18 protein-coding genes are annotated in these 23,328 nt (G+C 59.3%); 15 read left to right on the top strand and 3 right to left on the bottom strand.

Annotated features, from left to right (window positions below; all coding sequences use genetic code 11):
* Positions 1–7 precede the first annotated feature (7 nt).
* Genes waaF through B195_RS20875 form a run of 7 tightly spaced genes read left to right on the top strand, consistent with a single transcriptional unit; the run spans position 8 to position 6,953 of the window.
* Positions 8–1,042 (top strand): lipopolysaccharide heptosyltransferase II, encoded by a 1,035-nt coding sequence (waaF, locus tag B195_RS20905; protein WP_003438906.1) that lies wholly within the window; start codon positions 8–10, stop codon positions 1,040–1,042.
* Positions 1,043–2,104, top strand: a complete 1,062-nt coding sequence (gene waaC / locus B195_RS20900; RefSeq protein WP_003438909.1) for a lipopolysaccharide heptosyltransferase I — start codon at positions 1,043–1,045, stop codon at positions 2,102–2,104.
* Positions 2,104–3,228: a glycosyltransferase family 4 protein gene (locus B195_RS20895; RefSeq protein WP_003438913.1), complete on the top strand. Its 1,125-nt coding sequence runs from the start codon at positions 2,104–2,106 to the stop codon at positions 3,226–3,228. The genes waaC and B195_RS20895 overlap by 1 nt, the downstream gene beginning before the upstream one ends.
* Positions 3,225–4,031 carry a lipopolysaccharide core heptose(I) kinase RfaP gene (rfaP, locus tag B195_RS20890; RefSeq protein ID WP_003438916.1) on the top strand — a complete coding sequence of 269 codons (807 nt, stop codon included), beginning with the start codon at positions 3,225–3,227 and terminating at the stop codon, positions 4,029–4,031. Before B195_RS20895 ends, rfaP begins: the two co-directional genes overlap by 4 nt.
* Entirely contained in the window at positions 4,031–4,765 is a 735-nt protein-coding gene (locus B195_RS20885; RefSeq protein ID WP_003438919.1) for a lipopolysaccharide kinase InaA family protein, read from the top strand. Before rfaP ends, B195_RS20885 begins: the two co-directional genes overlap by 1 nt.
* Entirely contained in the window at positions 4,762–5,514 is a 753-nt protein-coding gene (locus B195_RS20880) for a lipopolysaccharide kinase InaA family protein (RefSeq protein ID WP_003438921.1), read from the top strand. Before B195_RS20885 ends, B195_RS20880 begins: the two co-directional genes overlap by 4 nt.
* The gene (locus B195_RS20875) at positions 5,514–6,953 is read left to right on the top strand and encodes a lipopolysaccharide kinase InaA family protein (protein WP_003438924.1); all 1,440 of its coding nucleotides are present in this window, start codon (positions 5,514–5,516) and stop codon (positions 6,951–6,953) included. The genes B195_RS20880 and B195_RS20875 overlap by 1 nt, the downstream gene beginning before the upstream one ends.
* Positions 6,954–7,461: 508 nt before the next feature.
* On the opposite strand, the gene B195_RS20870 is transcribed toward B195_RS20875, so the two are convergent.
* Positions 7,462–9,513 (bottom strand): TonB-dependent receptor, encoded by a 2,052-nt coding sequence (locus tag B195_RS20870; protein WP_003438926.1) that lies wholly within the window; start codon positions 9,511–9,513, stop codon positions 7,462–7,464.
* Positions 9,514–9,825: 312 nt separating this feature from the next.
* Between B195_RS20870 and B195_RS20865 the strand changes: the two genes are divergently transcribed.
* The 7 genes from B195_RS20865 to B195_RS20835 all read left to right on the top strand — a co-directional run bounded on the left by B195_RS20865 (position 9,826) and on the right by B195_RS20835 (position 18,080).
* Complete coding sequence (locus B195_RS20865; protein WP_003438928.1) at positions 9,826–11,583, top strand: carbamoyltransferase; 1,758 nt, start codon at positions 9,826–9,828, stop codon at positions 11,581–11,583.
* Positions 11,567–12,697, top strand: coding sequence for a glycosyltransferase (locus tag B195_RS20860; RefSeq protein WP_003438931.1), 1,131 nt, complete (start codon positions 11,567–11,569; stop codon positions 12,695–12,697). Before B195_RS20865 ends, B195_RS20860 begins: the two co-directional genes overlap by 17 nt.
* On the top strand, positions 12,697–13,593 hold the full coding sequence (locus B195_RS20855) for an antimicrobial resistance protein Mig-14 (RefSeq protein ID WP_003438932.1): 897 nt from the start codon (positions 12,697–12,699) through the stop codon (positions 13,591–13,593). The genes B195_RS20860 and B195_RS20855 overlap by 1 nt, the downstream gene beginning before the upstream one ends.
* A 103-nt stretch (positions 13,594–13,696) precedes the next feature.
* Entirely contained in the window at positions 13,697–15,103 is a 1,407-nt protein-coding gene (locus B195_RS20850; protein ID WP_003438936.1) for a PIG-L deacetylase family protein, read from the top strand.
* A gap of 63 nt (positions 15,104–15,166) precedes the next feature.
* Positions 15,167–16,051: a DUF6625 family protein gene (locus B195_RS20845; RefSeq protein ID WP_029612535.1), complete on the top strand. Its 885-nt coding sequence runs from the start codon at positions 15,167–15,169 to the stop codon at positions 16,049–16,051.
* A complete protein-coding gene (locus B195_RS20840; protein WP_003438941.1) occupies positions 16,048–17,199 on the top strand; it encodes a glycosyltransferase in 1,152 nt (383 codons plus the stop codon). The genes B195_RS20845 and B195_RS20840 overlap by 4 nt, the downstream gene beginning before the upstream one ends.
* Complete coding sequence (locus tag B195_RS20835; RefSeq protein WP_003438942.1) at positions 17,196–18,080, top strand: glycosyltransferase; 885 nt, start codon at positions 17,196–17,198, stop codon at positions 18,078–18,080. Before B195_RS20840 ends, B195_RS20835 begins: the two co-directional genes overlap by 4 nt.
* 75 nt (positions 18,081–18,155) lie before the next feature.
* On the opposite strand, the gene B195_RS20830 is transcribed toward B195_RS20835, so the two are convergent.
* Together B195_RS20830 and B195_RS20825 are read right to left on the bottom strand one after the other, a co-directional pair.
* Positions 18,156–19,361 (bottom strand): acyltransferase, encoded by a 1,206-nt coding sequence (locus tag B195_RS20830; RefSeq protein WP_003438943.1) that lies wholly within the window; start codon positions 19,359–19,361, stop codon positions 18,156–18,158.
* Entirely contained in the window at positions 19,358–21,220 is a 1,863-nt protein-coding gene (locus tag B195_RS20825; protein WP_191985190.1) for a bifunctional O-antigen ligase/aminoglycoside phosphotransferase family protein, read from the bottom strand. Before B195_RS20825 ends, B195_RS20830 begins: the two co-directional genes overlap by 4 nt.
* Positions 21,221–21,377: 157 nt before the next feature.
* On the opposite strand from B195_RS20825, the gene msbA reads away from it, so the two are divergent.
* Complete coding sequence (gene msbA / locus B195_RS20820; protein ID WP_003438945.1) at positions 21,378–23,186, top strand: lipid A export permease/ATP-binding protein MsbA; 1,809 nt, start codon at positions 21,378–21,380, stop codon at positions 23,184–23,186.
* The last annotated feature ends 142 nt before the right edge of the window (positions 23,187–23,328 follow it).

Below are 23,328 nucleotides of genomic sequence, written 5' to 3'. Positions count from 1 at the left end.
GAAACTTATGAATATTTTGATCGTTGGGCCCAGCTGGGTCGGTGACATGGTGATGGCACAGACACTGTTCCAGTGCCTGAAACAGCGTCATCCGGATTGCGCAATCGATGTGCTGGCCCCCGAGTGGAGCCGGCCCATCCTTGAGCGCATGCCTGAAGTTCGTCAGGCCTTGAGCTTTCCGCTCGGCCACGGCGCACTCGAACTGGCCACGCGACGCAAGATCGGCAAGTCCCTCAAGGGTCAATACGATCAGGCAATCCTGCTGCCCAACTCGCTGAAATCGGCACTGGTGCCGTTTTTCGCCGGTATCCCCAAACGCACCGGCTGGCGCGGCGAGTTCCGCTACGGCCTGCTCAACGATGTGCGCAAGCTCGATAAAGATCGCTATCCGTTGATGATCGAGCGCTTTATGGCCCTGGCCTATGAGCCCGGGGCAGACCTGCCCCGGCCGTACCCGCGTCCTGCGTTGCAAATCGACCCGGTGAGTCGCGCTGCGGCACTGGGCAAATTCGGTCTGGCGCTGGACCGCCCGGTGCTGGCGCTGTGCCCGGGTGCCGAGTTTGGCGAGTCCAAGCGCTGGCCGTCGGAGCACTACGCGGCGGTGGCCGAGCAAAAAATTCGCGAAGGCTGGCAAGTCTGGCTGTTCGGTTCCAAAAACGATCACGGGGTGGGCGAAGACATCCGCGCGCGGCTGATTCCGGGGCTGCGCGAAGAGTCGGTCAACCTCAGCGGCGAGACTTCCCTGGCGGAAGCCATTGACCTGCTGTCGTGCGCCGATGCGGTGGTGTCCAACGATTCCGGGCTGATGCACGTGGCGGCGGCGCTTAATCGCCCGTTGGTGGCGGTGTATGGCTCCACGTCGCCGGGCTTCACCCCGCCCCTGGCCGACAAGGTCGAGATCGTGCGCCTGGGTCTCGATTGCAGCCCCTGCTTTGATCGTACCTGCCGTTTCGGCCACTACAACTGTCTGCGTGAGTTGATGCCGCAGCCGGTGGTTGAAGCCTTGCAGCGTTTGCACGGCTCTGTGGTCGAGGTTAAATAGGTGCGCGTCCTGTTGGTAAAAACCTCATCCCTGGGGGATATCATTCATGCCCTGCCGGCATTGACCGATGCGGCGCGGGCCATTCCGGGGATCACCTTCGACTGGGTGGTGGAAGAAGGTTTTGCCGAGATTCCGACCTGGCACCCGGCAGTGGGAAAAGTCATTCCGGTGGCCATTCGCCGCTGGCGCAAGAATATCTGGCAAACCATCAAGAGCGGTGAATGGCGGCGCTTCAAGCAGAGTCTGCGCGCCGAGAAATACGACCTGGTGCTCGATGCCCAGGGCCTGCTCAAAAGTGCCTGGCTGACGCGCTATGTCAAAGCTCCGGTGGCCGGCCTGGACCAGAACTCTGCCCGCGAACCGCTGGCCAGCCGCTTTTATCAACGCCGCCTGGCCGTAGCCAGGGGGCAGCATGCAGTTGAGCGCCTGCGCCAGTTGTTTGCCGTTGCCTTGGGCTACGACCTGCCCAAGGGGCTGGGCGATTACGGGCTCGATGTTGAGCGGCTGATTGAATTACCGCGCAACAAGCCATACGTACTGTTTTTGCATGGCACCACCTGGGATACCAAACACTGGCCTGAAGTGTACTGGCGCGATCTGGCGCTACGCATGGGACACAAGGGCATTGAAGTCCGCTTGCCCTGGGGCAACCCGGCGGAAAAGGCCAGGGCAGAGCGCATTGCCAGTGGCTTGGGCAACGCCGTGGTACTGCCCAGGCTGAACCTGGCGGGTGTTGCCAGGGTGCTGGCCAGCGCCAGTGCCTGTGTGGCGGTCGATACCGGCCTTGGGCATCTGGCAGCGGCACTGGATGTGCCCACCATCTCCCTGTTCGGCCCGACCAATCCCGGCCTCACGGGTGCCTATGGCAAGGTGCAGATTCACCTGGCCAGCGATTTTCCGTGTGCCCCGTGCCTGCAGAAAAAATGTACTTACCAGCCGACTGCACAGGACCAGCAGCGGTTTGATCTGAAGAGCGAGTGGCCTTTGTGCTTCACTCGCCTGAACCCCGAGCGTGTCGCAAGTCGATTAAGCACGTTGTTACTGGCTGAGGAACTGCGCTGATGCAACTGGCTTTTGTGTTGTACAAATACTTCCCGTTTGGCGGCCTGCAACGCGATTTCATGCGCATTGCCCTGGAGTGCCAGAAGCGCGGGCACCAGATCCGGGTCTATACCATGATTTGGGAAGGCGATATTCCGCCGGGCTTCGAAGTGCTGGTGGCGCCGGTCAAGGCGTTCTTCAACCACACCCGTAATGAAAAAATGCTCGCCTGGATGCAGGCCGATCTGGCCAAGCGCCCGGTCGATCGGGTGATTGGCTTCAACAAAATGCCGGGTCTGGACGTGTACTACGCGGCGGACGGCTGTTTTGAAGACAAGGCGCAGAACCTGCGGCACGCGATGTATCGCCATTTCAAGCGCTACAAGCACTTTGCCGAATATGAGCGTGCGGTATTCGACAAGGATGCTGCGACCGAAATCCTGATGATTTCCGAGGTCCAGCAACCGCTGTTTATCAAGCATTACCAGACCCCGTTGCAGCGCTTCCATTTGCTGCCACCGGGTATCGCGCTGGACCGCCGGGCACCGGCCAACGCGGCCGAGATCCGCGCCGAGTTCCGCCGCGAATTCCAGCTGGCCGATGACGACCTGTTGCTGGTGCAGATTGGCTCCGGGTTCAAGACCAAGGGTGTGGACCGCAGCTTGAAAGCTCTGGCCGCTTTGCCCCCTGAGCTTAAAAAGCGCACCAGACTGTTCGTGATCGGCCAGGACGACCCCAAGGTCTTCCAGCTGCAAAGCGCCACCCTGGGGCTGGGCGATCATGTGCAGTTCCTTAAAGGGCGCAGTGATATTCCGCGTTTCCTGCTGGGCGCCGATTTGCTGATCCACCCGGCCTATAACGAAAACACCGGCACGGTACTGCTGGAAGCACTGGTGGCCGGGCTGCCGGTGCTGGTCAGCGCAGTGTGCGGCTATGCCCACTACATCAGCGACGCCGATTGCGGGCGGGTGCTGGACGAGCCGTTCGAGCAGAACCAGCTCAATGAATACCTGACACACATGTTGTCCGACGATGCTGCGCGTGCGGCCTGGAGCCGAAACGGCCTGGCCTACGCGCAGACGGCCGACCTCTATAGCATGCCGCAGCACGCTGCGGATGTGATTCTGGCGGAGCAACACCGATGAAACTGATTCTTGCCGAACCGTTCAAAAGCTTGTGGGCCGGACGCGATGCGTTCACCGAAGTCGAGCGTCTGGAAGGCGAGGTATACCGCGAGCTGGAAGGTCGACGTACCTTGCGTACTGAACTCGACGGGCGTGGTTTCTTTGTGAAAATTCACCGTGGCATTGGCTGGGGTGAAGTCTTCAAAAACCTGCTGACCGCCAAGCTGCCAGTACTCGGGGCGGGCCAGGAATGGCGTGCGATCAAGCGCCTGCATGAAGTCGGCGTACCGACCATGACGGCCGTCGCCTATGGCGAAAAGGGCAGCAACCCGGCCGCGCAGCACTCGTTCATCATCACTGAAGAGCTGGCGCCCACCGTCAGCCTCGAAGACTTCAGCCTCAACTGGGTCAAACAGCCGCCGCAGCCCAAACTCAAGCACGCGCTGATCGCCGAAGTGGCACGCATGACCGGCATGATGCACCGCGCCGGGGTCAACCATCGCGACTGCTACATCTGCCACTTCCTGCTGCACACCGACAAGCCGGTCACGGCGGACAATTTCCGCCTGTCCATCATCGACCTGCACCGTGCCCAGACTCGCACTGTGATCAGCAAGCGCTGGCGCAATAAAGACCTGGCGGCGCTGTACTTCTCGGCGCTGGACATCGGTCTGACCCAGCGCGACAAACTGCGCTTCCTGCGCGGTTATTTCCAGTTGCCGCTACGCCAGATCCTGCGCGAAGAAGCCCGCCTGCTGGCGTGGCTGGAAGGCAAGGCAAGCAAACTCTATGAACGCAAACTGCGTTATGGGGATGCACTGTAATGGCGGGTTGGAATCTGGAACCGGCTTACAGCGCTCTGGCAGCGGATTTTGGCACTCTGGACGCGGTCTTCGCCTTGCAGGGAGAGCACCTGACCCGCGACCCGCTGTCCGAAGTGATTCGCGTCGAGCGCGCCGGGGTCAATTATTACGTCAAGCGCTACACCGGAGCCGGTAAAGGCTTGCGCCGTTATCTGGGGCGGCCGCGGGTCAAATCCGAATGGCAAAACCTCAAGCGTTTCGCCAAGTGGGGCATTCCCACGGCAGAGGTCGTGGCCTGGGGCCTTGAGCGCAGCGGTGCGGCCTATGCCCGTGGCGCCCTGATTACTCGCGAACTGCCCAATACCCGCGACTTGTCAGAACTGGCCGACAACCACGATCCGTTGCTCAAGGATCGGCTCTGGGTCGACGGTGTGAGTCGTCAACTGGCTCGCTATACGCGGATCATGCACGACCACCGCTTCACCCATAACGACCTCAAGTGGCGCAACTTGCTGATCGACGATCAGGCAAAACTGTATTTGATCGACTGCCCCAATGGCGACTTCTGGCGCGGTTTCTGGCTCAAGTACCGCATCACCAAAGACCTGGCCTGCCTCGACAAAGTGGCCAAATACCACCTGACTGCCACCCAGCGCCTGCGTTTTTATTTCCAGTACACGGGGCGTAATACACTCAATGCGGCGGACAAAGAGCGGGTTCGTCATATCGTGCGTTTCTTTGAGGGCCGGGAATGACTGATTTTATTGCAGGCACTGACCGCGCCTTGCTTGAGCGTAACGGGCTGGCCGACTTTGATGCATTGTGGGCCGTGCAACTGGACGCGGTGGACGAACCCAACACCAGTGGTGGTGGCTGGAGCAGCGTGTTTCGTATGGATCTGGAAGGCCAGGGCTTTTACCTCAAGCGCCAGAGTAATTACCTGACCCGCACCCTGCATAGCCCCCTGGGCGAGCCGAGTTTTGCCCGCGAGTTTCGCAATATCGAGCGCTACAAAACGCTGGGTATTCCGGCGCTGGAGGCCGTGTTCTTCGGCGAGCGCAAAGTGCCGGGCGAACGTCGGGCGATCCTGATGACCCGCGCTCTGGATGGCTGGAATGACCTGGATTCTTTGCTCGAACAGTGGCCGCAGCTGACAGCCGGGCAACAGCAGGCGATCTTGCAGGCATGCGGTCAATTGGCCCGCCGGCTGCACGCGGTGCGCCAGGTTCACGGCTGCTTTTATCCCAAACACATATTCCTGCAGCCTGACGGTGCGGCCTATCGCGCGCAACTGATCGATCTGGAGAAAACCCGCCCGTTGCTGCTGGGGCAGCGTGATCGGGTCAAGGACATCGAGCCGTTGCTGCGCCGGGCAGATGCCTGGACTGAAGCCGGGGTGCGCGCCTTGCTCGCCGCCTATCTGGAACAACCGGCTGACAGCGGCCTGGTGGATGCGTGGTATCAGCGCCTTAACCTGCGCCGTAGCCGCAAAGGGGAACGTTGATGCGCCTGTCCGAATTGCAAAAAGCCGGGCGTGCGCCGGGTTTGCCGCTCAGCATTGAACTGGCGGACGCCGCCGGGCCGGCGCGGTTGCAACTATTGACCTTGCTGCGTGTATTGCCGGGCCAGCGCTATGTCGGCGCCGGTGTCTGGCGCGGGCGTGCGGTACTGGCCAAGTTGATGGTCGGCCCTAAAGCCGCGCGCAATTTTCAGCGTGAACTCAATGGCGTGCGTCTGCTGGCCGATCAAGGCCTGACCACCCCTTTGCTGCTGGCCGACGGTTTGCAGGAAGGCGAGGGCGGCTGGTTGTTGTTCGAATTTCTGGAAGACGCCCAAAGCCTCGATATGGCCTGGAAAGCCGTGCAGGCTCTGCCGGTACTGTCCGATGAGCAGCAAGCTGTTCTGGCAGAGGCCCTGGGGGCGATCGGGCAGATGCACCTCAAGGGGCTCTGGCAGCAAGACCTGCACCTGGACAACCTGCTGCGTCACAACGGCAAACTGTATTTGATCGACGGTGCGGGGATTTGCGTCGAAGAGGCGGGCAAGCCGCTGTCGCGACAAAAAGTACTGGAAAATCTCGGCGTGTTCTTCGCCCAGTTGCCGAAAAGCCTGGAGCCTTTTATCGAAGAATTGCTGGTGCATTACCTGCTCAGCAATGGTGAACACGCACTGCCGCTGGAAGCGCTGCTCAAGCAGGTGGAGAAAGTCCGTGCCTGGCGGCTGAACGACTTTTTGACCAAGGTCGGGCGCGACTGCACCTTGTTTAGCGTGCAGCGCGGGGCTTTTGCCCTGCGCGCCATTCGCCGCGACCAGGAGGCGGCGATGCTGCCGGTACTGGCTCAAGCCGATGCCTTGCTCGATCGGGGGCACCTGTACAAGACCGGTGGCGCGGCGAGTGTTGGCAAGGTCGAAGTGGCGGGCCGCACGCTGGTGGTCAAGCGCTACAACATCAAGGGCTTTGCCCACTGGCTCAAGCGCTTCTGGCGTCCGAGCCGGGCCTGGCATTCGTGGCGCGAGGGCAACCGCCTGGGGTTTCTCGGCATTGCTACGCCCAGGCCGCTGGCGCTGCTGGAAACACGTTTTTGCTGGCTGCGCGGTAAAGCGTATCTGGTGACCGAGTACTTGCCGGGTGCGGACATCATCGAGCGCTTTGCGCCCTATGTTGAGCAGGGTAATGCGCCAGAAGTCGAGTTGCAGGCGCTGGATGGCCTGTTTGCCGATTTGATCCGCGAGCGCATCAGCCACGGAGACCTCAAGGGTCACAACGTGTTCTGGGACGAAGGGCGCTGGGCACTGATTGATCTGGATTCAATGTGTCAGCACCGCTCCCTGAGTAGTTTCGCCCCGGCCTATGTCCGCGACCGTGCACGCTTCATGCGTAACTGGCCGGTGGACAGTGCCTTGTATCAAGTGATCGACGGCCGCCTGCCAAGACAGCCCTGACCCCAACCCTCTGTAGGAGCGAGCTTGCTCGCGAGCGTTTCGTTGCGGCGCTGGAAGAGCTCGCGAGACAAGCTCGCTCCTACGGGGGGGATTCGCTGTTTGTATCTGGCCCCGGTAGCCCCCGGTAGCCCTGATCCCCCAACCCTCTGTAGGAGCGAGCTTGCTCGCGAGCTTTTCGTTGCGGCGTTGGAAGAGCTCGCGAGACAAGCTCGCTCCTACGGGGGGATTCGCTGTTTGTATCTGGCCCAGGCGGCCCCCGGTAGCCCTGATCCCCCAACCCTCTGTAGGAGCGAGCTTGCTCGCGAGCGTTTCGTTGCGGCGTTGGAAGAGCTCGCGAGACAAGCTCGCTCCTGCAGGGGGGGATTCGCTGTTTGTATCTGGCCCCGGCGGCCCCCGGTAGCCCTGATCCCCCAACCCTCTGTAGGAGCGAGCTTGCTCGCGAGCGTTTCGTTGCGGCGTTGGAAGAGCTCGCGAGACAAGCTCGCTCCTACAGGGGCGGGGGGGGCATTTAAAAGCGGTATTCGGCTCCGGCGCCGGCATACCACGAACGGCCCGGCGCGGCTTCGTAGAAGCGGCTATTGCCGTCGGCCACAATCACCGAACCCACGTACTGACGGTCCAGCAGGTTGTCCAGGCGCAAGGTCTGGTGGAAGGTCCAGTGCTCGACCTTCTGTTCAAACCTGGCCCGCCAGTTGAATACGCTGTAAGCCGGTGCAGCTTTTGCGGTGTTGGTGTCTTCAACGTAGACCTTGCTGCGGTACATGCCTTCGATGGCGGTGCTGACCCAGTCGGCCGGCTTCCAGTTCACTTCGGCAAACAAGGTGGTCTGCGGTACGCCAGGCAGGTAGTTGCCTTTGTCGACAGTGCCTTTGGTGCTGGCGAAGTCGCTGTCGTAGGTCGCTTGCAGGCGGGTGTAGGCCAGGGTAGTGGTCCAGTGCTCGCTGAGCTGGCTTTCGATCCCCAGTTCAAACCCGCGGCGCAGGGTGCGGCCGGCGTTCTGGTAGGTCGTGCGCCCGCCGCTATTGCCCAAAACCACCAGCTCATCTTCGGTGGTGATCTGGAACACGGCCGCGTTGATCCGGGTGTTGTCGATCTGCGCCTTGAGGCCCATTTCGTACTGCGTGCTTTCGGAAGGCTTGAGGCCGAAGTTAAAGCCAGTGCCGCTGGGTGAATAGGCCAGCTCGGCCTGGGTTGGCGTTTCAAAGCCTTTGCCTGCGCTGACATAACCATGCAGCTCAGGGGTGAAGGCATACATCACGCTGACCGACGGCGTGGCTTTTTCATAGCGCTTGGTGCCGCTGTCGTCGCCATTGCTCAAAAATTGATCATCGACGTCCATTTCCATGGTGCTGTAGCGCAAGCCGGCCTGCAGGGTCCAGTCGTCGATGGCCCAGTTGGCCTGTACATACGGATCGAGACTGCGGGCAGTATCGACCTCGTCGCGTACCAGCGCGCCTTTGACCCCCAGTTGGTCGCCTATGTAGTTGTTGTAACCGTGGCGACTGTCCTGGCTCTGGTCAAAGTCCAGACCACCAATCAGGGTCAGTTCGCCCGGCACGCCAGCCACAGGTTGCAGCCAGCGCAGGCTGCCACCGTAGAACTTGCGGTCGAACTGAACCACACCGCCGCCCTGGTTGTTGCTGGGGGTTCCCTTGGGAATCGCCAGGTACTGAATAACGCTGCGGGTGCCGGTGTAGGCATTGACCTGCAGGGTGGCGTCGCCGATATAACGCTCGTAGTTCATCCCCAGTTGCTGGTGGTCGATGCTCTTGCGGGTGTTGTAGGTCAGGGCTGCGGGGGTCACCGAGCGCGGGTCGGCCTTGTAGGCATCCCAGCTTTGTCCCAGCGGGTCCTGGGTACCGTTTTGCTCAAGGCTGCTGTAAATCAGCGCCAGCTTGCTGTCGTCATCGGGGTGCAGGTTGAGCTTGGCAAAGGTCTGGTCGCGACGTGCAGCACTATGGTCGCGGTAGCCGTCGGTGTCCATGCGCGAGGCATCGAGTACAAAGCCGACATCATCGGTGGCGCCTTCGGCAGTGAGGTGGTTTTTGCTCATGCCGTCGCTGCCGATCAGGGTTTCGGCACCAATGCGCGGCGGGCCTTCGCCATCACGGGAGAACATTTGAATAACCCCGCCGGCGTTGCTGCCGTACAAGGTGGCCGCCGGGCCACGCAACACTTCAATGCGCTCGGCGGTATCGAGGTTGAAGGTGGCGGCTTGCCCCTGACCGTCGGGAGTGCTGGCCGGGATACCGTCTGCAATCAACTTGATGCCACGCACGCCGAATGCCGAGCGCGCGCCAAAGCCACGGGAGGAAATTTGCAGGTCCTGGGCGTAGTTCTGACGGTTTTGCACCACCAGCCCCGGCACCCGGGATAAAACCTCCGAGGCATTAATCCCCAGTTGGCCGTCGCTGATTTGCTGTTGGCTGATGCTGTCTACCGAGTACGGCAGATCAAAACTCGGGCTGGCGCTGCGCGAGCCGGTGATGACGCTCGGGTCCAGTTCCAGGGTTTGGGCGGCGAAACCGGTGGAGGCCAGGCTCAGGCCGGGCAGCAGCATGGCAAGGCGTGCAGGTGCAAAAATTTCATGGGCGGTTCAGGGATTCCGTGTGAAGCGACCTGTCTGGGCGACGGGTATCAGGCTAGCAGAGGGCGCGCAGTTTAGCGGGTGCCGCGCCGGATTGCTTGGCCAGGGCATGGGTGGCGACTCGGGAGGCCTGTTCCAGGGCCGGGGAGCGCGGCAAATCGCGCTGGGTCATTCCCTCGCGCTTTACGCTATAATCCCGCCCTTTAGTTGTTTCTGCGCCTTGGGCGCAGCACACCATTTTTTCAGGCGCCTGCCGCCTGCCTGCATTCCAAAGAGGCACAACCTGTGGCATTGACGATTCTTGGCCTGTCCGGCGCCCTGAGCCATGACCCCTCCGCAGCCCTGTATATCGACGGCAAGCTGGTCGCAGCGGCGGAAGAAGAGCGATTTGTACGTGATAAGCATGCCAAGAACCGCATGCCCTACGAATCGGCGAAATTCTGTCTAGAACAGGCCGGTATCAAGCCTGGCGACGTTGACGTGGTTGCGATCCCTTTCGCACCGATCAGCCTGTTCGGCAAGGCGCGCTGGCATTATGCCAAGCGTTACTGGTACGCCCCGGACCGCGCCCTTGACGCGATCCTGATGGGCAACCGTCGCTACAAGCGCTATCGCAACAAGATTGTGTTCTGTCTTGAGCAACTGGGCTTCGATCCGAAAAAAATCAAGATCGAACCGGTTGAGCACCACCTGGCCCACGCCTCCAGCGCTTATCACTGCTCGGGTTTCAAAGAGAAAACCGCGATCCTCGGCATCGACGGCAAGGGTGAGTACGCCACGACTTTCTTCGGTTATGGCGAAAACGGCAAGATCACCAAGATCAAGGAATTCTTCGATCCGGACTCCCTGGGCGGCCTGTACGGCGCGATTACCGAGTTCCTCGGTTTCGAGATGCTCGACGGCGAGTTCAAGGTAATGGGCATGGCGCCGTATGGCGACGCCAGCAAATACGATTTCTCGCGTCTGGCCTCGTTTGAAAACGGCGAACTGGTGATCAACACCGAATACGCCAACGTCATCGGTCTGCGTCGCTACAAAGAAAACGGCAAGGGTTTCTACTTCTCGCCAAAACTGATCGAGTGGCTGGGGCCCAAGCGTGAAGGCGATATCGCCGACGAACCTTACATCCACTACGCGGCCAGCATGCAGGCGCTGTTTGAAAAACTGTCGCTGCAAATGATCGATTACTACCTGGGCGACATCCTCAAGGAGACCGGCAAGATGGCCTTTGCGGGCGGCTGCGCGTTGAACGTGAAGCTGAACCAGAAGATCATTGCCCGCCCTGAAGTCAAAGAGCTGTTTGTGCAACCTGCGTCCGGCGATGCCGGTACGGCGGTGGGCGCAGCGGCCTATGTGTCCCACGCTCGCGGTGTGCCGGTGGAGAAGATGGAACACGTCTATCTCGGCCCTGCGTACAGCAACGAAGACGTGATTGCGGCCTGTGCCCGTCACCCGGGCAAGCCGGCGTATCGCAAAATCGACAACACCCCTGAGCGCATCGCCAAGATCATGGTCGACGGCAACCCGGTGGCCTGGTTCCAGGGCCGCATGGAGTTTGGCCCGCGTGCCCTGGGCGGTCGTTCGATCATCGGTTGCCCGAGCAGCGAAGGCGTGGCTGACCGCATCAACGAACAAATCAAGTTCCGCGAGCGCTGGAGGCCTTTCTGCCCGTCGATGCTCGATACCGTGGGCCCGCAGATGATCAAGGTCGATCACCCTGCGCCATTCATGACCTTCACCTTTGAAGTGTCGGATGAGTGGAAGTCCCGTGTGCCTGAGGTTGTCCATGAAGATGGCACCTCCCGCGCCCAGGTGCTCAAGCGCGAATACAACCCGCGCTACTACGACATGATGAAAGCACTCGAAGTCCTGACCGGTAACGGTGTGTCGCTGAACACCTCGCTCAACCGTCGTGGCGAACCGATGGTTTGCTCGCCGACCGATGCGCTGAACATGTTCTTCGGCTCTGACCTGCAGTACCTGATCATGGAAGACATTCTGGTTGTTAAAGAAGGTGCGCAAACGTATGAATCGCTCGACTGAGCGCCATGTACTGCAGTTCTGCCATGGCTATGACGGGCCGTTTCTGGACTGCGCGCGTCAGTACGCCAGCCTGTTTGCCGGCACTGGCTATCGCGTTACCACGGTCTTTTTGACCGGGGCGGCCGATCCCGAGGTGGCTGCAGGTTGTGCGTCTGATGAAGTGCTGTTTATGGAATTCAGCTCAAAGGCCATACGTGGCCTGAAGCTGGGAGCCATCCGCGAGCTGCGTAAAATCGCAGCTTCGCGCAATTTCAGCTTTTGCATCGCCCATCGCTTCAAGCCGATTTATGTGGCCTTGCTGGCCACCGGTTTGCCGGTGATTGGCGTACATCACGCCTTTGGCGATTATCAGCGTCGCAGTCGTAAACTTTTCGCCAACCTGTTCCGTAAACGCCTGAGCCTGCTGGGTGTTTCGGATGCGGTGCGTGATGACATGCGCCAGTGCCTGCCCAAGTGGCCGACCGGGCGCATCAGCACGCTGTACAACCGCATCGATGTTGCTGGCGTACAAGCCGGGCAGTTGCCGGGCACCCAGGCGCGTGAAGCGCTGGGGTTGTCGGTTGATGGCTTTATTGTCGGTAACGTCGGGCGCCTGCATCCGGACAAAGACCAGGCCACGTTGATCCGGGGTTTTGCCAGGGCGTTGCCGGGCTTGCCTGCCGACAGTCAGCTGGCAATTCTGGGCAAGGGCCGCCTGGAGCAGGACCTCAAAGAGCTGGCGACAGAGCTGGGAATTGCCGAGCACGTGAAGTTTTTGGGTCAGGTGCCTGATGCCCGTCGCTATTTCCGCGGGTTTGATGTGTTTGCCCTCAGTTCCGATCATGAACCGTTCGGCATGGTGCTGCTCGAAGCCATGGCCGCCGGAGTTCCGCTGCTGGCCACGGCCTGTGGCGGCGCCAGGGAAGTGGTCGAAGGCGTCGGGATCCTGTTCCCGCTGGGTGATGCCGAGCATTTGGCCCAGGGCCTGCAACATCTGGCCGTGCTGGATGACGAACAGCGTCTGGCCTGTGCCGAGCTGATGCTGGCGCGCTTGCAGGAGCGCTTTAGTGATCAGGCCGTGCGCGACACTTTCTGGCATTTGCCGCAAGTTACCGACCTGACTGCGGAGTCCTGATGCTCAATCGATTTCAAGGCTGGCGCGAGCGTGGCTGGAGCGTTGTCGATGCTCCCGCTTATGCTGAGGCCTGGCAGCGTTTTGGCGGCAGTGTCGCGACCCATCCGCTGGTGGTCGAGCGCCTGGCCGCACTGGCCGGGATCCCGGTGCGCTATCTGGCGTGGGAGCAAAATGGCGAGCTCAAAGCGGCGATTCCTGCCTGGGGTCGTGATGTGGCCCTGTCCAAGGACGTGCTCAAGCGGCACGGCAAAAAAGGTCTGTTTGATCTGGGCAATGCCGAGTTGATCCTGCCCGCGGCCGCCGACGCCAATGCGCCGTTGCGCCATCGCGCACGTTATCTGTCGCAGCTCAACGAAGGTCGTTTCAGCAACCTGGTGCTGCAGCCCGAGCAGTTGGCCATGGCCCGTACCCCTGAAGAACTCTCGAAGAAGTTCCGCTATAACCAGCGCCGCGAACTGCGCTTGCTGGAAGAGGCGGGCGGTGTGGTACGTCCGGTGGCGGAGTTTTCCAGTGTTGAACTGGCCTCGATTTACTGCGATCTGTTTTTGCGCCGCTGGGGTTTTGTCGCCACCGGTGCCGAGCGCATGGCAGAGGTGATCGAGCTGTTGCGCGAGCTGTTGATCGGCTCGGTGATTTTCCTTAACAATTTGCCGATTGCTATTCAGTTGGTGTATCGCGTTGAATCGCCGCAGTGGATCAGCGTTGAGTATGTCAATGGCGGTGTCGATCCCGAAACCCGGGCCTTCAGTCCTGGCAGTGTGTTGAGCTTCCTCAACACCCAGTCGGCCTGGGAGCAGGCCCGTAGCCTGAACAAACCTTTGCGTTTTTCGTTCGGTCGCGCTGACCGCGAGTACAAAGAGCGGTGGTGCAACCCGGTGCCGGTCTTCAAAGTGTAAAGGTCTTGTAGGCGCGAGCTTGCTCGCGAGCTTTCCGTTATTGCGTGAAAAGATCGCGAGCAAGCTCGCTCCTACAGGAAATAAAAGCCTTAGAGCAAAAGCCATGAGCCGCAAACAACAACTCCTCAAGCGCCATCGGCGCAACAAACGCGTGGGTCTGCTGATTGGCCTGCTGCTGTTGATTGCCAGCGGTGTGCTGCTGGCCTGGTGGCTGCCGCCGGTGTTGGCGGTTCTGGGCTGGGTGGCCCATGAAGCCTGGTTTGCCGACCACCTGTTCTATTCACCAAAAGATGATTATCAGTACAGCTTTGCGCCGGACACCGAGCGTGTGGCGGTACGTCTTGAGGGCGAAAGGCTGGTAGTCGATCAGCCTCCGAGCTTGACCGGCGACGAAACCCTGATTCTGGCGGTCAGGATCAAGGCCGGGATACTCGGACGTTTTGTCGATCCTTTCGTGCAACTGTTCGCCGCCCAGACGACGGATAAACAGACCTTCGAGCGCGGGGTTAACGGCCTGCGCTATCTGAATCTGAGCGGCTTTGCGTCATCGCTGGCCAGCGGCACGTTGCGCCTGCAAGGACGTTTTTGCCGAGTGGCGGGCGAGCCCGAACTGTGGGTGTTCCGCCAGCCCGACTACCGTGATCAGCGGGTCATGGTGATCGCTCCCCATGCCGACGATGCCGAGCTGGCCGCTTTCGGGTTGTACAGTCAGGCCGCAGAGGCCTGGATCGTGACCTTGACCGCTGGCGAAATTGAAGCCGGGCATTATCAGCAGATGGGCCTTGGACGCGCCGAAGCGGCGCGACTCAAGGGCCGTCTGCGGGCCTGGGACAGCCTGGTGGTACCGCGTTGGGCGGGCGTACCCGAAGCCCATTGCGCGCAGCTGGGGTATTTTTGCCTGCAGCTCCCTGCGATGCAGGCGGCCCCCGATCAGCCCGTTGCCTCTCGCGAAGCTGACCTGAGCGATATCCGCCTGTTTCGTCAGCTCAATCCGTTTGCGCTGCCCGGTGATCTGGATGGCGCCCCGACCTGGAACAACCTGCTGGCGGACTTGCGCGCCTTGATCCTGCGGGCGCGCCCCGAAGTCATGGTGCTGCCGCATCCTGCAATCGACCCGCACCCGGACCACATCTGTGCCCACGCCGCTGTTCTTGAGGCGCTGCAAGGGCTGGAGTGGCAACCGACGACGATTCTGGGGTATGCCAACCATCTGCACGATAACGATCGCTGGCCAATGGGCGATAGCGGTGATGGCATTGCATTGCCACCTGTGTTCGACCCGGCCCTGGTGTTGCAGCCTTGCAGTTTGTCGCTGACCCTTGCGCAGCAGCACGACAAGGCCATGGCACTGGGCATGATGCACGACCTGCAACCCCGTGCCGCGCTCAAGCGGCGGGTGCGTCGCTCTATACAACAGCTCCTTGCAGGCAGAAAGCCATCACCTTATGGTGAGAATGAGTTTTTCCGCAAAGCAGTCAGGCGTCATGAGCTTTTCTGGCTGCTCCAATAATAAAAGCACAGTAAGCAGGGCCATAGCATTGGCTCTAATCTCGACCTTTACATTGAGTTCCCAGTGATAAAACCAACGCCACGTATTTTATTTATCATCCCGTACTTCGGCCAATGGCCGTTCTGGATGCCGTTTTTTTTGCAAAGTTGTCGGCACAACCCTGATATTGACTGGCAGTTTTTCAGTGACTGTGGGGTACCTGAAAACCTGCCTGCCAACGTGACAGTCCAGACCATCAGTTTTGCTGATTATTGCCGCAAGGTCTCGCAGCGCCTGGAGATCAATTTCGCGCCCAAAAACGCCTACAAATTGTGCGATATCAAGCCCGCTCTGGGCTATATCCATGAAGACTGCCTGGAAGGCTATGACTTCTGGGCTTTTGGCGATATCGATCTGATCTACGGCGATTTGCGCAGTTATTTCACGGCGGAGCGTCTGGCCAGGTTTGATCTGTTTTCGACCCACGAGCGACGAGTGGCGGGGCATCTGTGCTTGATGCGCAATACACGCTGCAAGCTCGAACTGTTCAAGAAAATAGAGGGCTGGCAGCAGCGGTTTACCGACGATCAGCATCATGCGCTGGACGAAGGGGCTTTCAGTCGTATCTTCCTGTGGCGCAAGAATTTCCCCAAACCACTATTTGAACTGGTGGGCAAGTTCAATCCGCTTCGTCGTACCAGTGACTTTACCGAGGCCTTCAGCACGCCGGGTGGCTGCATAAAGTGGCATGACGGCACTGAAAACTTCCCGGCCAAGTGGTTCTGGAAGAATGGCATATTGAAGAATGATCGTGACGGCGATCATACCTTTCCGTACTTTCACTTCGTGTGCTGGAAGCGTAATGAGTGGGCGAAGTTGCCAACGCCCGATCCAGCTTCAATCCAGTGTCTGGCTGCAGAGCCCTCCTGGGTTATTGATGCCACCGGATTCCACCGGGGAGAGTTATGAAGCGTTCAAAGGTTTTGCAGTTGCAGCCCGATTACAACGTCAAATCCCATGACTTTGCCGACCTTGCCGAGCAGATCGTGCGCGCGCTGCCCAGCGAGCGCTATGAAATCACGGCGGCATTTTTGCGTGGTCGTCCGGGGCCGGGCGAACCAGTGAGCAAGGCCGATCATTCGGTGTATTTCGAGTTCAGCGACAAGTCGCTCAAGGGCATGCGTATCCGTGCCATGTGGGCGTTATACAAGTTCTGTCGTAAAGAGCAGTTCGATGTAGTGATTTGCAACCGCTTCAAGCCGGTGAACATGATGCTGCAACTCAACCGCTGGCTGAAAATCCCGCTGTGTGTGGGGATTTCCCACGGTTTTGGCGAGTACGACCGCTTTTACCGGCGCAGTCAGGCCAAACGCCTGATCGATAAAGCCTGGCGTTTTGTCGGCGTATCGCCTGCGGTCAAACAGTACTTGCTTGACTGCCAATGCGGTTTCACTGAGCAGAATACCTACGCCATTACCAATGCCATCGACATCGAGCAGGCCGAGGCTTTGCAGCTGCCACGCCAGCAGGCGCGCGAAAAGCTCGGCCTGGATCAGGATGCGCGGATGATTGGCGCGCTGGGTCGCCTGGTGCCGATCAAGGGCCATCGTTTTTTGCTGCAGGCTTTCGCCGCCCTGAAAGACAAATACCCCCAGGCGCAACTGGCAATTATTGGTGCTGGCCGCGAAGAGGCGCGTTTGCGCGAGCAGATCGGGCAGTTGGGGCTTGAGGGGCGGGCACACCTGCTGGGCTTTCAGGAGAACGCACTGCAGTACGTTCGCGCCTTCGATATCTGGACCATGCCTTCGCTCGCTGAAGGCCTGGGGCTGGCGCTGCTGGAAGGCATGAGCGGGCATTTGCCGGTCATCGCTACCAATGTCCCGGCCATGCTGCCGTTGATTGAGGGGGCAGGCGGTCTGGCAGTCAAACCCAGTGACGTGGTGACACTGATCGCTGCGCTGGATGAATACCTGGCATTGCCGGATGCAGCACTGCAGGCCAAGGGCGAGCAGGCGTATCGTTACCTGCAGGAGCACCATGACATTGAGGTGTTCCGTCAGGAGTATCTGGACTTGATTGACTCTGGCTTGAGCCAGGCACGTAAGGATCACCCATGACAGACTCGCAGCCACTGGTAACGGTGATCATCGCTTCCTACAACCATGCTCCGTATATCGAGCAAAGCATCCAGAGCGTTCTGGATCAGACCTATCCCAATATCGAGTTGCTGGTTATCGATGATGGTTCGCCGGATGACAGCGTGGAGCGCATTCAGCGCCTGCAGCAAGCCCATGGTTTCGATTTTCGGGTACAGCAGAATCAGGGCCTGACCAACACCCTCAACGGCGCGATTGCCCGCGCCAAAGGCAGCCTGATTGTGCCGTTCGGTTCGGATGACATCATGATGCCGGACCGCATTGCAGTTCAGGTCGCCTACATGGACGGCAAGCCCGAAGTCGGTATTTGCGCGGGTAACATCGAGCTGATTGATGCCGAGGGCAATCTGTTCCCGGAGAAGCGCCAGCGCCGTGACGTACCGTTTCGCCGTCTCGATTTCGAAGACATGTTTCTTGAGCGCAAGCCTTATCCGCCGGCCCCGACCCTGATGATTCGTCGTGAGGCGCTGGACAAAGTGGGGGGGTTCGATCCGCAGATCCGCCTGGAAGACCTGTATATCGAGCTGAAGGTCACCCATGCCGGGTACTTCATTGATGGCTTGAACGTGGTGATGGCGCGCTATCGCAAGCACGCCACCAACTCGTACAAAAACCACCGGTTCATGATCGACAGCATTCTGAAAACCTACGCGTTATTCAGCGATCACCCGCTGTATGACCAGGTGCGGTACAAGTTTCTCAATTCCATGTTCCTGAAAACCGCCAACCGCAACCGCGCCCTTGCCCGGGAGCTGCTGGCTCAAATCCCGTTCCGGCAATGGACGGGCAAGACCTGGCGGGGCCTGGGGCGGTTGTATTTTTCGCCGCTGGAAAAAGACTAGGACCTGCCTGCAGGAATGAGCGGGCTCGCGAGCTTTTTCAACGACCGGATCTTGCGAACAAGCTCGCTCAGCAGGTCAGGCCTTGGCCCTGACCTGCGCGCGCTGGCGTAACCAGTCCACGACCTTTTTGCCGGCATTCATGCCGGGCTTCTCGATGTACAGGAAGGTCAGGCTGCTGACGATGATCAGCAGGCAACAACACAGCGCCCCCAGCATCACGAAGGTCAGTGGTTCTGTGGTATCGAACGGCAATATCAGTGGCGTACGCTGGATCATCAGCCAAATCAGGAAACCGTGCAGCAGATAGGTGCTGTAGCTGATTTCGCCCATCCAGCGAATGCTGCGCAGGGTCAGTGCGCCGAACAGCGTGTGGCCCGAGGCGATAATCGAGAACACCAGTGTCAGCAGCACCAGAGGCAGGAAGGCGAAGCTTTTCTGAAACTGGGTAATCACCAGCAGCAGCACAATCAGCGCAATGCCCCCCGCAAGAGGCGTCTTGCTCCAGGCCGCCAGCCTGGGCTGACGTACCCAATAGGCTGCTGCCACACCTCCCAGGAAACTCATGAGGAAGTGCTTCTTCAGCGAGTGTTCCCAGCCGACCAGCTGATACAGGGCGTAGATACCCAGCAGGCATAAAACGGTCTGCTTCCAGTTACGGCGGTACAGAAACACCATCCCGAACAGCGGCAGTGACATATAGAAGAACACTTCGTAGTTCAGGGTCCAGGTCACGTTCGAAATCAGAATGCCGGTCTGCGGGTACTGGTTGATGTCGGGCCGGTCGAAGATCAGCCAGCTCATGATCTGGCCGGCCACTTGCAGCGGGGCGTCCTTGAACGTCCAGTCCTGGATATAAAACACGCTGAAAATCACCAGCACCAGCAATGGCAAGTACAGCGGGTAGAGGCGAAACACCCGCGACACGGCGAAGGCCAGCCAGTCGAAGTCGCGCCTCTTTTCCATGAGGCGCCCCCAGAACAGAAAGCCGGTGATCATAAAGAACAAGGCCACACTTGCCAGTCCGATCTGGGCGTAGAACTTGCTCTTGGGCACATCGAACACCCCGGTATGCAGAAATACCCAGATGATCGCCATGTGGTGAACGAACACCCCGAACGCCAGATAACCGCGCAAGCCATCGACGCTGGCATAGCGGCTTTGGCCTGGATGGCTGAGGAGGCGCTGGAGTGCCGGGAAATACCGCAGCAGTAGCCCGGAGGTGGCTATCGCCAGGGCATACGCCATCAGCGCCCAGAGAACGCTGTCGTTCGCCAGGCTCAAGTTTTGACCGCCCGGGAAAGCGCGGCAACCTGTACGCGCAAACCTTCCACAGCGCTCGGGGATGCCAGTGTGGCGTAGCCTTGCAGCAGCTCAGGGAGTTGCTCTTCGAACAGCCAGCGGCGGTCTTCAGGGTAACGTTGCATGTGGCGCAGATTTCTTTGGCGCAAGGCATTTCTCAGGGGGGAGGGGAAAATACGCATGTCTGCGATATCGATCAGCGCGAACTCGCCATCGTCCATCAGCAAAACATTGCCCAGGTGCAAGGACCGGAAGTACACCCCCTTGTCATGCAACAGGGCCAGGAATTTGCCAAAACGTTCGACCAGCGCTTGCCGCACGGCGGGTGAGCCCATGGACTGCATGACCTGGCGCAGTGTTTGGCCTGGCAAAGGCTGATACAGCACGGCTGTGCTGCCGTCGTTGAGTTGGTACAGGTCGAGAATTGTTGGCGCCGGAATGCCCATAGCCTGCAAACGCTCGCTGTTTACGGCAAAGCGTTCCGAGTACGGATTGAAGCTGCCAGAGGTGTAGCAGCGACGCTCGCGGAACAGCTTGAGGAAGTTGCCGTTGTCCAGACGCAGAACTTTAGGCCCCAGACCGTCTTCCTCAATGATCTGTGCATGGGCTTTCAAGGTGTTGAAAGCTGCGTCAGGTAGCCGGTGGACAGGCCGGTCACGCAGGGTTTTCAGGCGCCGATTGATGCTCAGGGCAGCGATCAGGGCCAGAGGGATCCACAGCAGATACCAGTGCTCTTTAGGTCTTGAAAGAATGCCGCCGCCCTCGGTCAGGCCGGCACCAATGCCGTACACCAGCCAGGCGGAAGCCAGGATGAACAGCGGTTGCACGCGATGACGCCAGCTGCTGTACAGCGCCCATGCCTGGATGAGCAGCCAGGGCACGAAGCCCAGAATGCCCACGTAGTAAATCACCCCCAGAGCGAAGTTGTGCGGCTCGCTGAAGGCGTAGCCGATGTCTGGCAGTTGCAGGGCCAGGGAGGCGTCAAAGCCATGGCCGGTCCAGGGCTTCAACTTGATTTGCTCCAGGGTCAATTGCCACAGATCAAAGCGAAACGAGCTGCCGCGGCTTAGCATCATTCCGGAAAACAGTGTCATAACCACAATGCCGCCCGCGGCCAGCATGCTGATCAGCGCCAGCGAGCGACGGTTCCAGCAAATGAAGCTCAGCCAGATCATGCCCAGGACTATGGCTGCCAGAGGCGTTCTTGAGCCCGTAGCGAGCAGGGACACGAACATGATGGCAAAGGCAGGTATTGCGATTAACAGGACATGCGGGCGTTTGCAGGTCATGGCCAGCGAGAGCCAGTAAATACAAAAGAACCCGAAGGCATGGGAGCTGAGCAGTGGATTGTCGAATGCACCAGCGCCGACCATCCGGGCTTGCGGGACGTAAGCCTGGGCAAACATGTACAGGTTATAAACAGTGGCGATCAAGGCAATCAGCGCGGCGCTGAAGAACACTGGCTGCAGGCTTTCACTGCGGTATTTGATCAGCAGTGAGCAGCCCAGAAACAGCATCAGCAGGTGCAAGGGGGGCCTGAGCTCGTCGAGGAAGCTGTCGCTGGTGTCGCTCCAGATCAGGCTGACCAGTGCCCATGCTGAAAACACAATGAAACCGAGAATGATGGGCTCGCGCAGGATTTCTTTCAGTTCCCGGGGGCGTAGAACGATCGCGATCAGGGTAGGGATACTGAAAAAAGCGTAATAAAGTTTGTGATGAAGGCTGCGTCCAGGCAAAAAATAAAGGTCGGATAACAGCAATAACAAGCCGATGGGCAGGAGCCATAGGCAAATAAAGTCAAATAACCGTTGTTTTGAATAACTTAAGTAGCTGAATTGCATGCGGTAAAATTCATTCCAGATTTTGGACAGCCATACTAGCGTAGTGGCCATTTAATGTCGTTTTTGCTACCCCTTGGGGCATCACCCCAACCGGCACGCAGTACACCAGAGAAGCTGTGATAAAGTCAGCATCCTTTTTTACTAACCGCCGCGTGATATGACTGAATCCAGCCCCAGCGAAAGCCAATCGAGCGTAAGAATCTATCTGCGTCTTTTAGGCTATGTCCGACCCTACATCGGCCTTTTCCTGCTGAGTATTGTCGGGTTCCTTATTTTCGCTTCGACTCAACCCATGCTTGGTTACATCCTCAAGTATTTCGTTGACGGCCTGTCGAACCCGGATGCGGTGTTGTTTCCCAGCGTCCCTTACCTGCGTGATTTACGTTTGCTGCAGGCCGTGCCGATACTGATTGTGTTGATTGCAGCATGGCAAGGCCTGGGCTCGTTTCTGGGTAACTACTTTCTGGCCAAGGTGTCCCTCGGCCTGGTGCATGACTTGCGGGTCCAGCTGTTCAACAACCTGCTGGTACTGCCCAACCGCTATTTCGACAAGCACAACTCCGGCCATCTGATCTCGCGCATTACCTTCAACGTGACGATGGTGACCGGGGCCGCCACTGATGCAATCAAGGTGGTTATCCGCGAAGGCATGACGGTGGTGTTCCTGTTCGCCTCGTTGCTGTGGATGAACTGGCGCCTGACCCTGGTGATGATCGCAATTTTGCCGCTGATTGCGGTGATGGTGAGTACCGCCAGTAAAAAATTCCGTAAACAGAGCAAGAAAATCCAGGTGGCAATGGGTGATGTAACCCACGTAGCGTCCGAGACCATCCAGGGTTATCGCGTCGTACGCAGCTTCGGCGGCGAGACCTACGAGCAGAAGCGCTTTCTGCAAGCCAGCCAGAGCAACACGGACAAGCAACTGCGCATGACCCGCACCGGGGCGATTTACACGCCGATGCTGCAACTGGTCATTTATATCGCCATGGGCATCCTGATGTTCCTGGTGCTCTACCTGCGTGGCGATGCCTCCGCGGGCGACATGATTGCCTACATCACCCTGGCCGGCTTGTTGCCCAAGCCGATTCGTCAGTTGTCGGAAGTCAGCTCCACCATCCAGAAAGGCGTGGCCGGGGCTGAAAGCATTTTCGAGCAGCTGGATGAAAAACCGGAAGTGGACACCGGAACCGTTGAGCGTGACCAGATTACGGGGCGTGTAGAGGTGCGTAACCTCAACTTCACTTACCCGGACACTGACCGCCAAGTGCTCAAGAATGTATCGTTCATCGCCGAACCCGGGCAGATGGTGGCTCTGGTCGGGCGTTCCGGTAGCGGCAAGTCGACACTGGCGAACCTGATTCCGCGCTTCTATCACCACTCCTCGGGCGAAATTCTGCTCGACGGGGTAGAGATTGAACAATATCGCTTGCTCAACCTGCGCCGCCATATCGCCCAGGTAACCCAGCACGTGACCCTGTTCAGCGACACCGTTGCCAACAATATTGCCTATGGCGACCTGGCCGGTGCACCCCGTGCCGATATCGAAAAGGCCGCGCGCGATGCTTACGCGATGGACTTCATCGAGCAACTGCCGCAAGGCCTGGACACCCAGGTCGGTGAAAACGGCGTGCTGCTTTCCGGCGGTCAGCGTCAGCGTCTGGCAATTGCCCGGGCACTGCTCAAAAACGCCCCGGTGCTGATTCTCGATGAAGCGACCTCGGCTCTCGATACCGAGTCCGAGCGCCATATTCAGGCGGCACTGGATCACGTCATGAAGGGCCGCACCACGCTGGTGATTGCCCATCGTCTGTCAACGATTGAAAAAGCCGACATGATCCTGGTCATGGATCAGGGCGAGATCGTCGAACGTGGTACCCATACACAGTTGCTGGCGCAAAACGGTTACTACGCCCGACTGCACTCGATGGGGCTTGATGCCCCGCAGACCTCCGGCGATATCGCCTAGGGTCATCCTGATTTATGGGCGCCGGCCAGCCGGCGCCCATAAATATGCCTAAGGGCGATCAGGGTTTGTAGCCCTCGCCTGATTCTCATTCGCTGCATGAATACCGTGAACTGACCTGGGTTCACCCTGTGTTAATATCGCG

Source organism: Pseudomonas sp. Lz4W, from assembly GCF_000346225.2.
GTDB lineage: Bacteria > Pseudomonadota > Gammaproteobacteria > Pseudomonadales > Pseudomonadaceae > Aquipseudomonas > Aquipseudomonas paraversuta.
The sequence above is the reverse complement of the archived record's forward strand: the minus strand, read 5'-3'. Positions and strand labels throughout refer to the sequence as shown.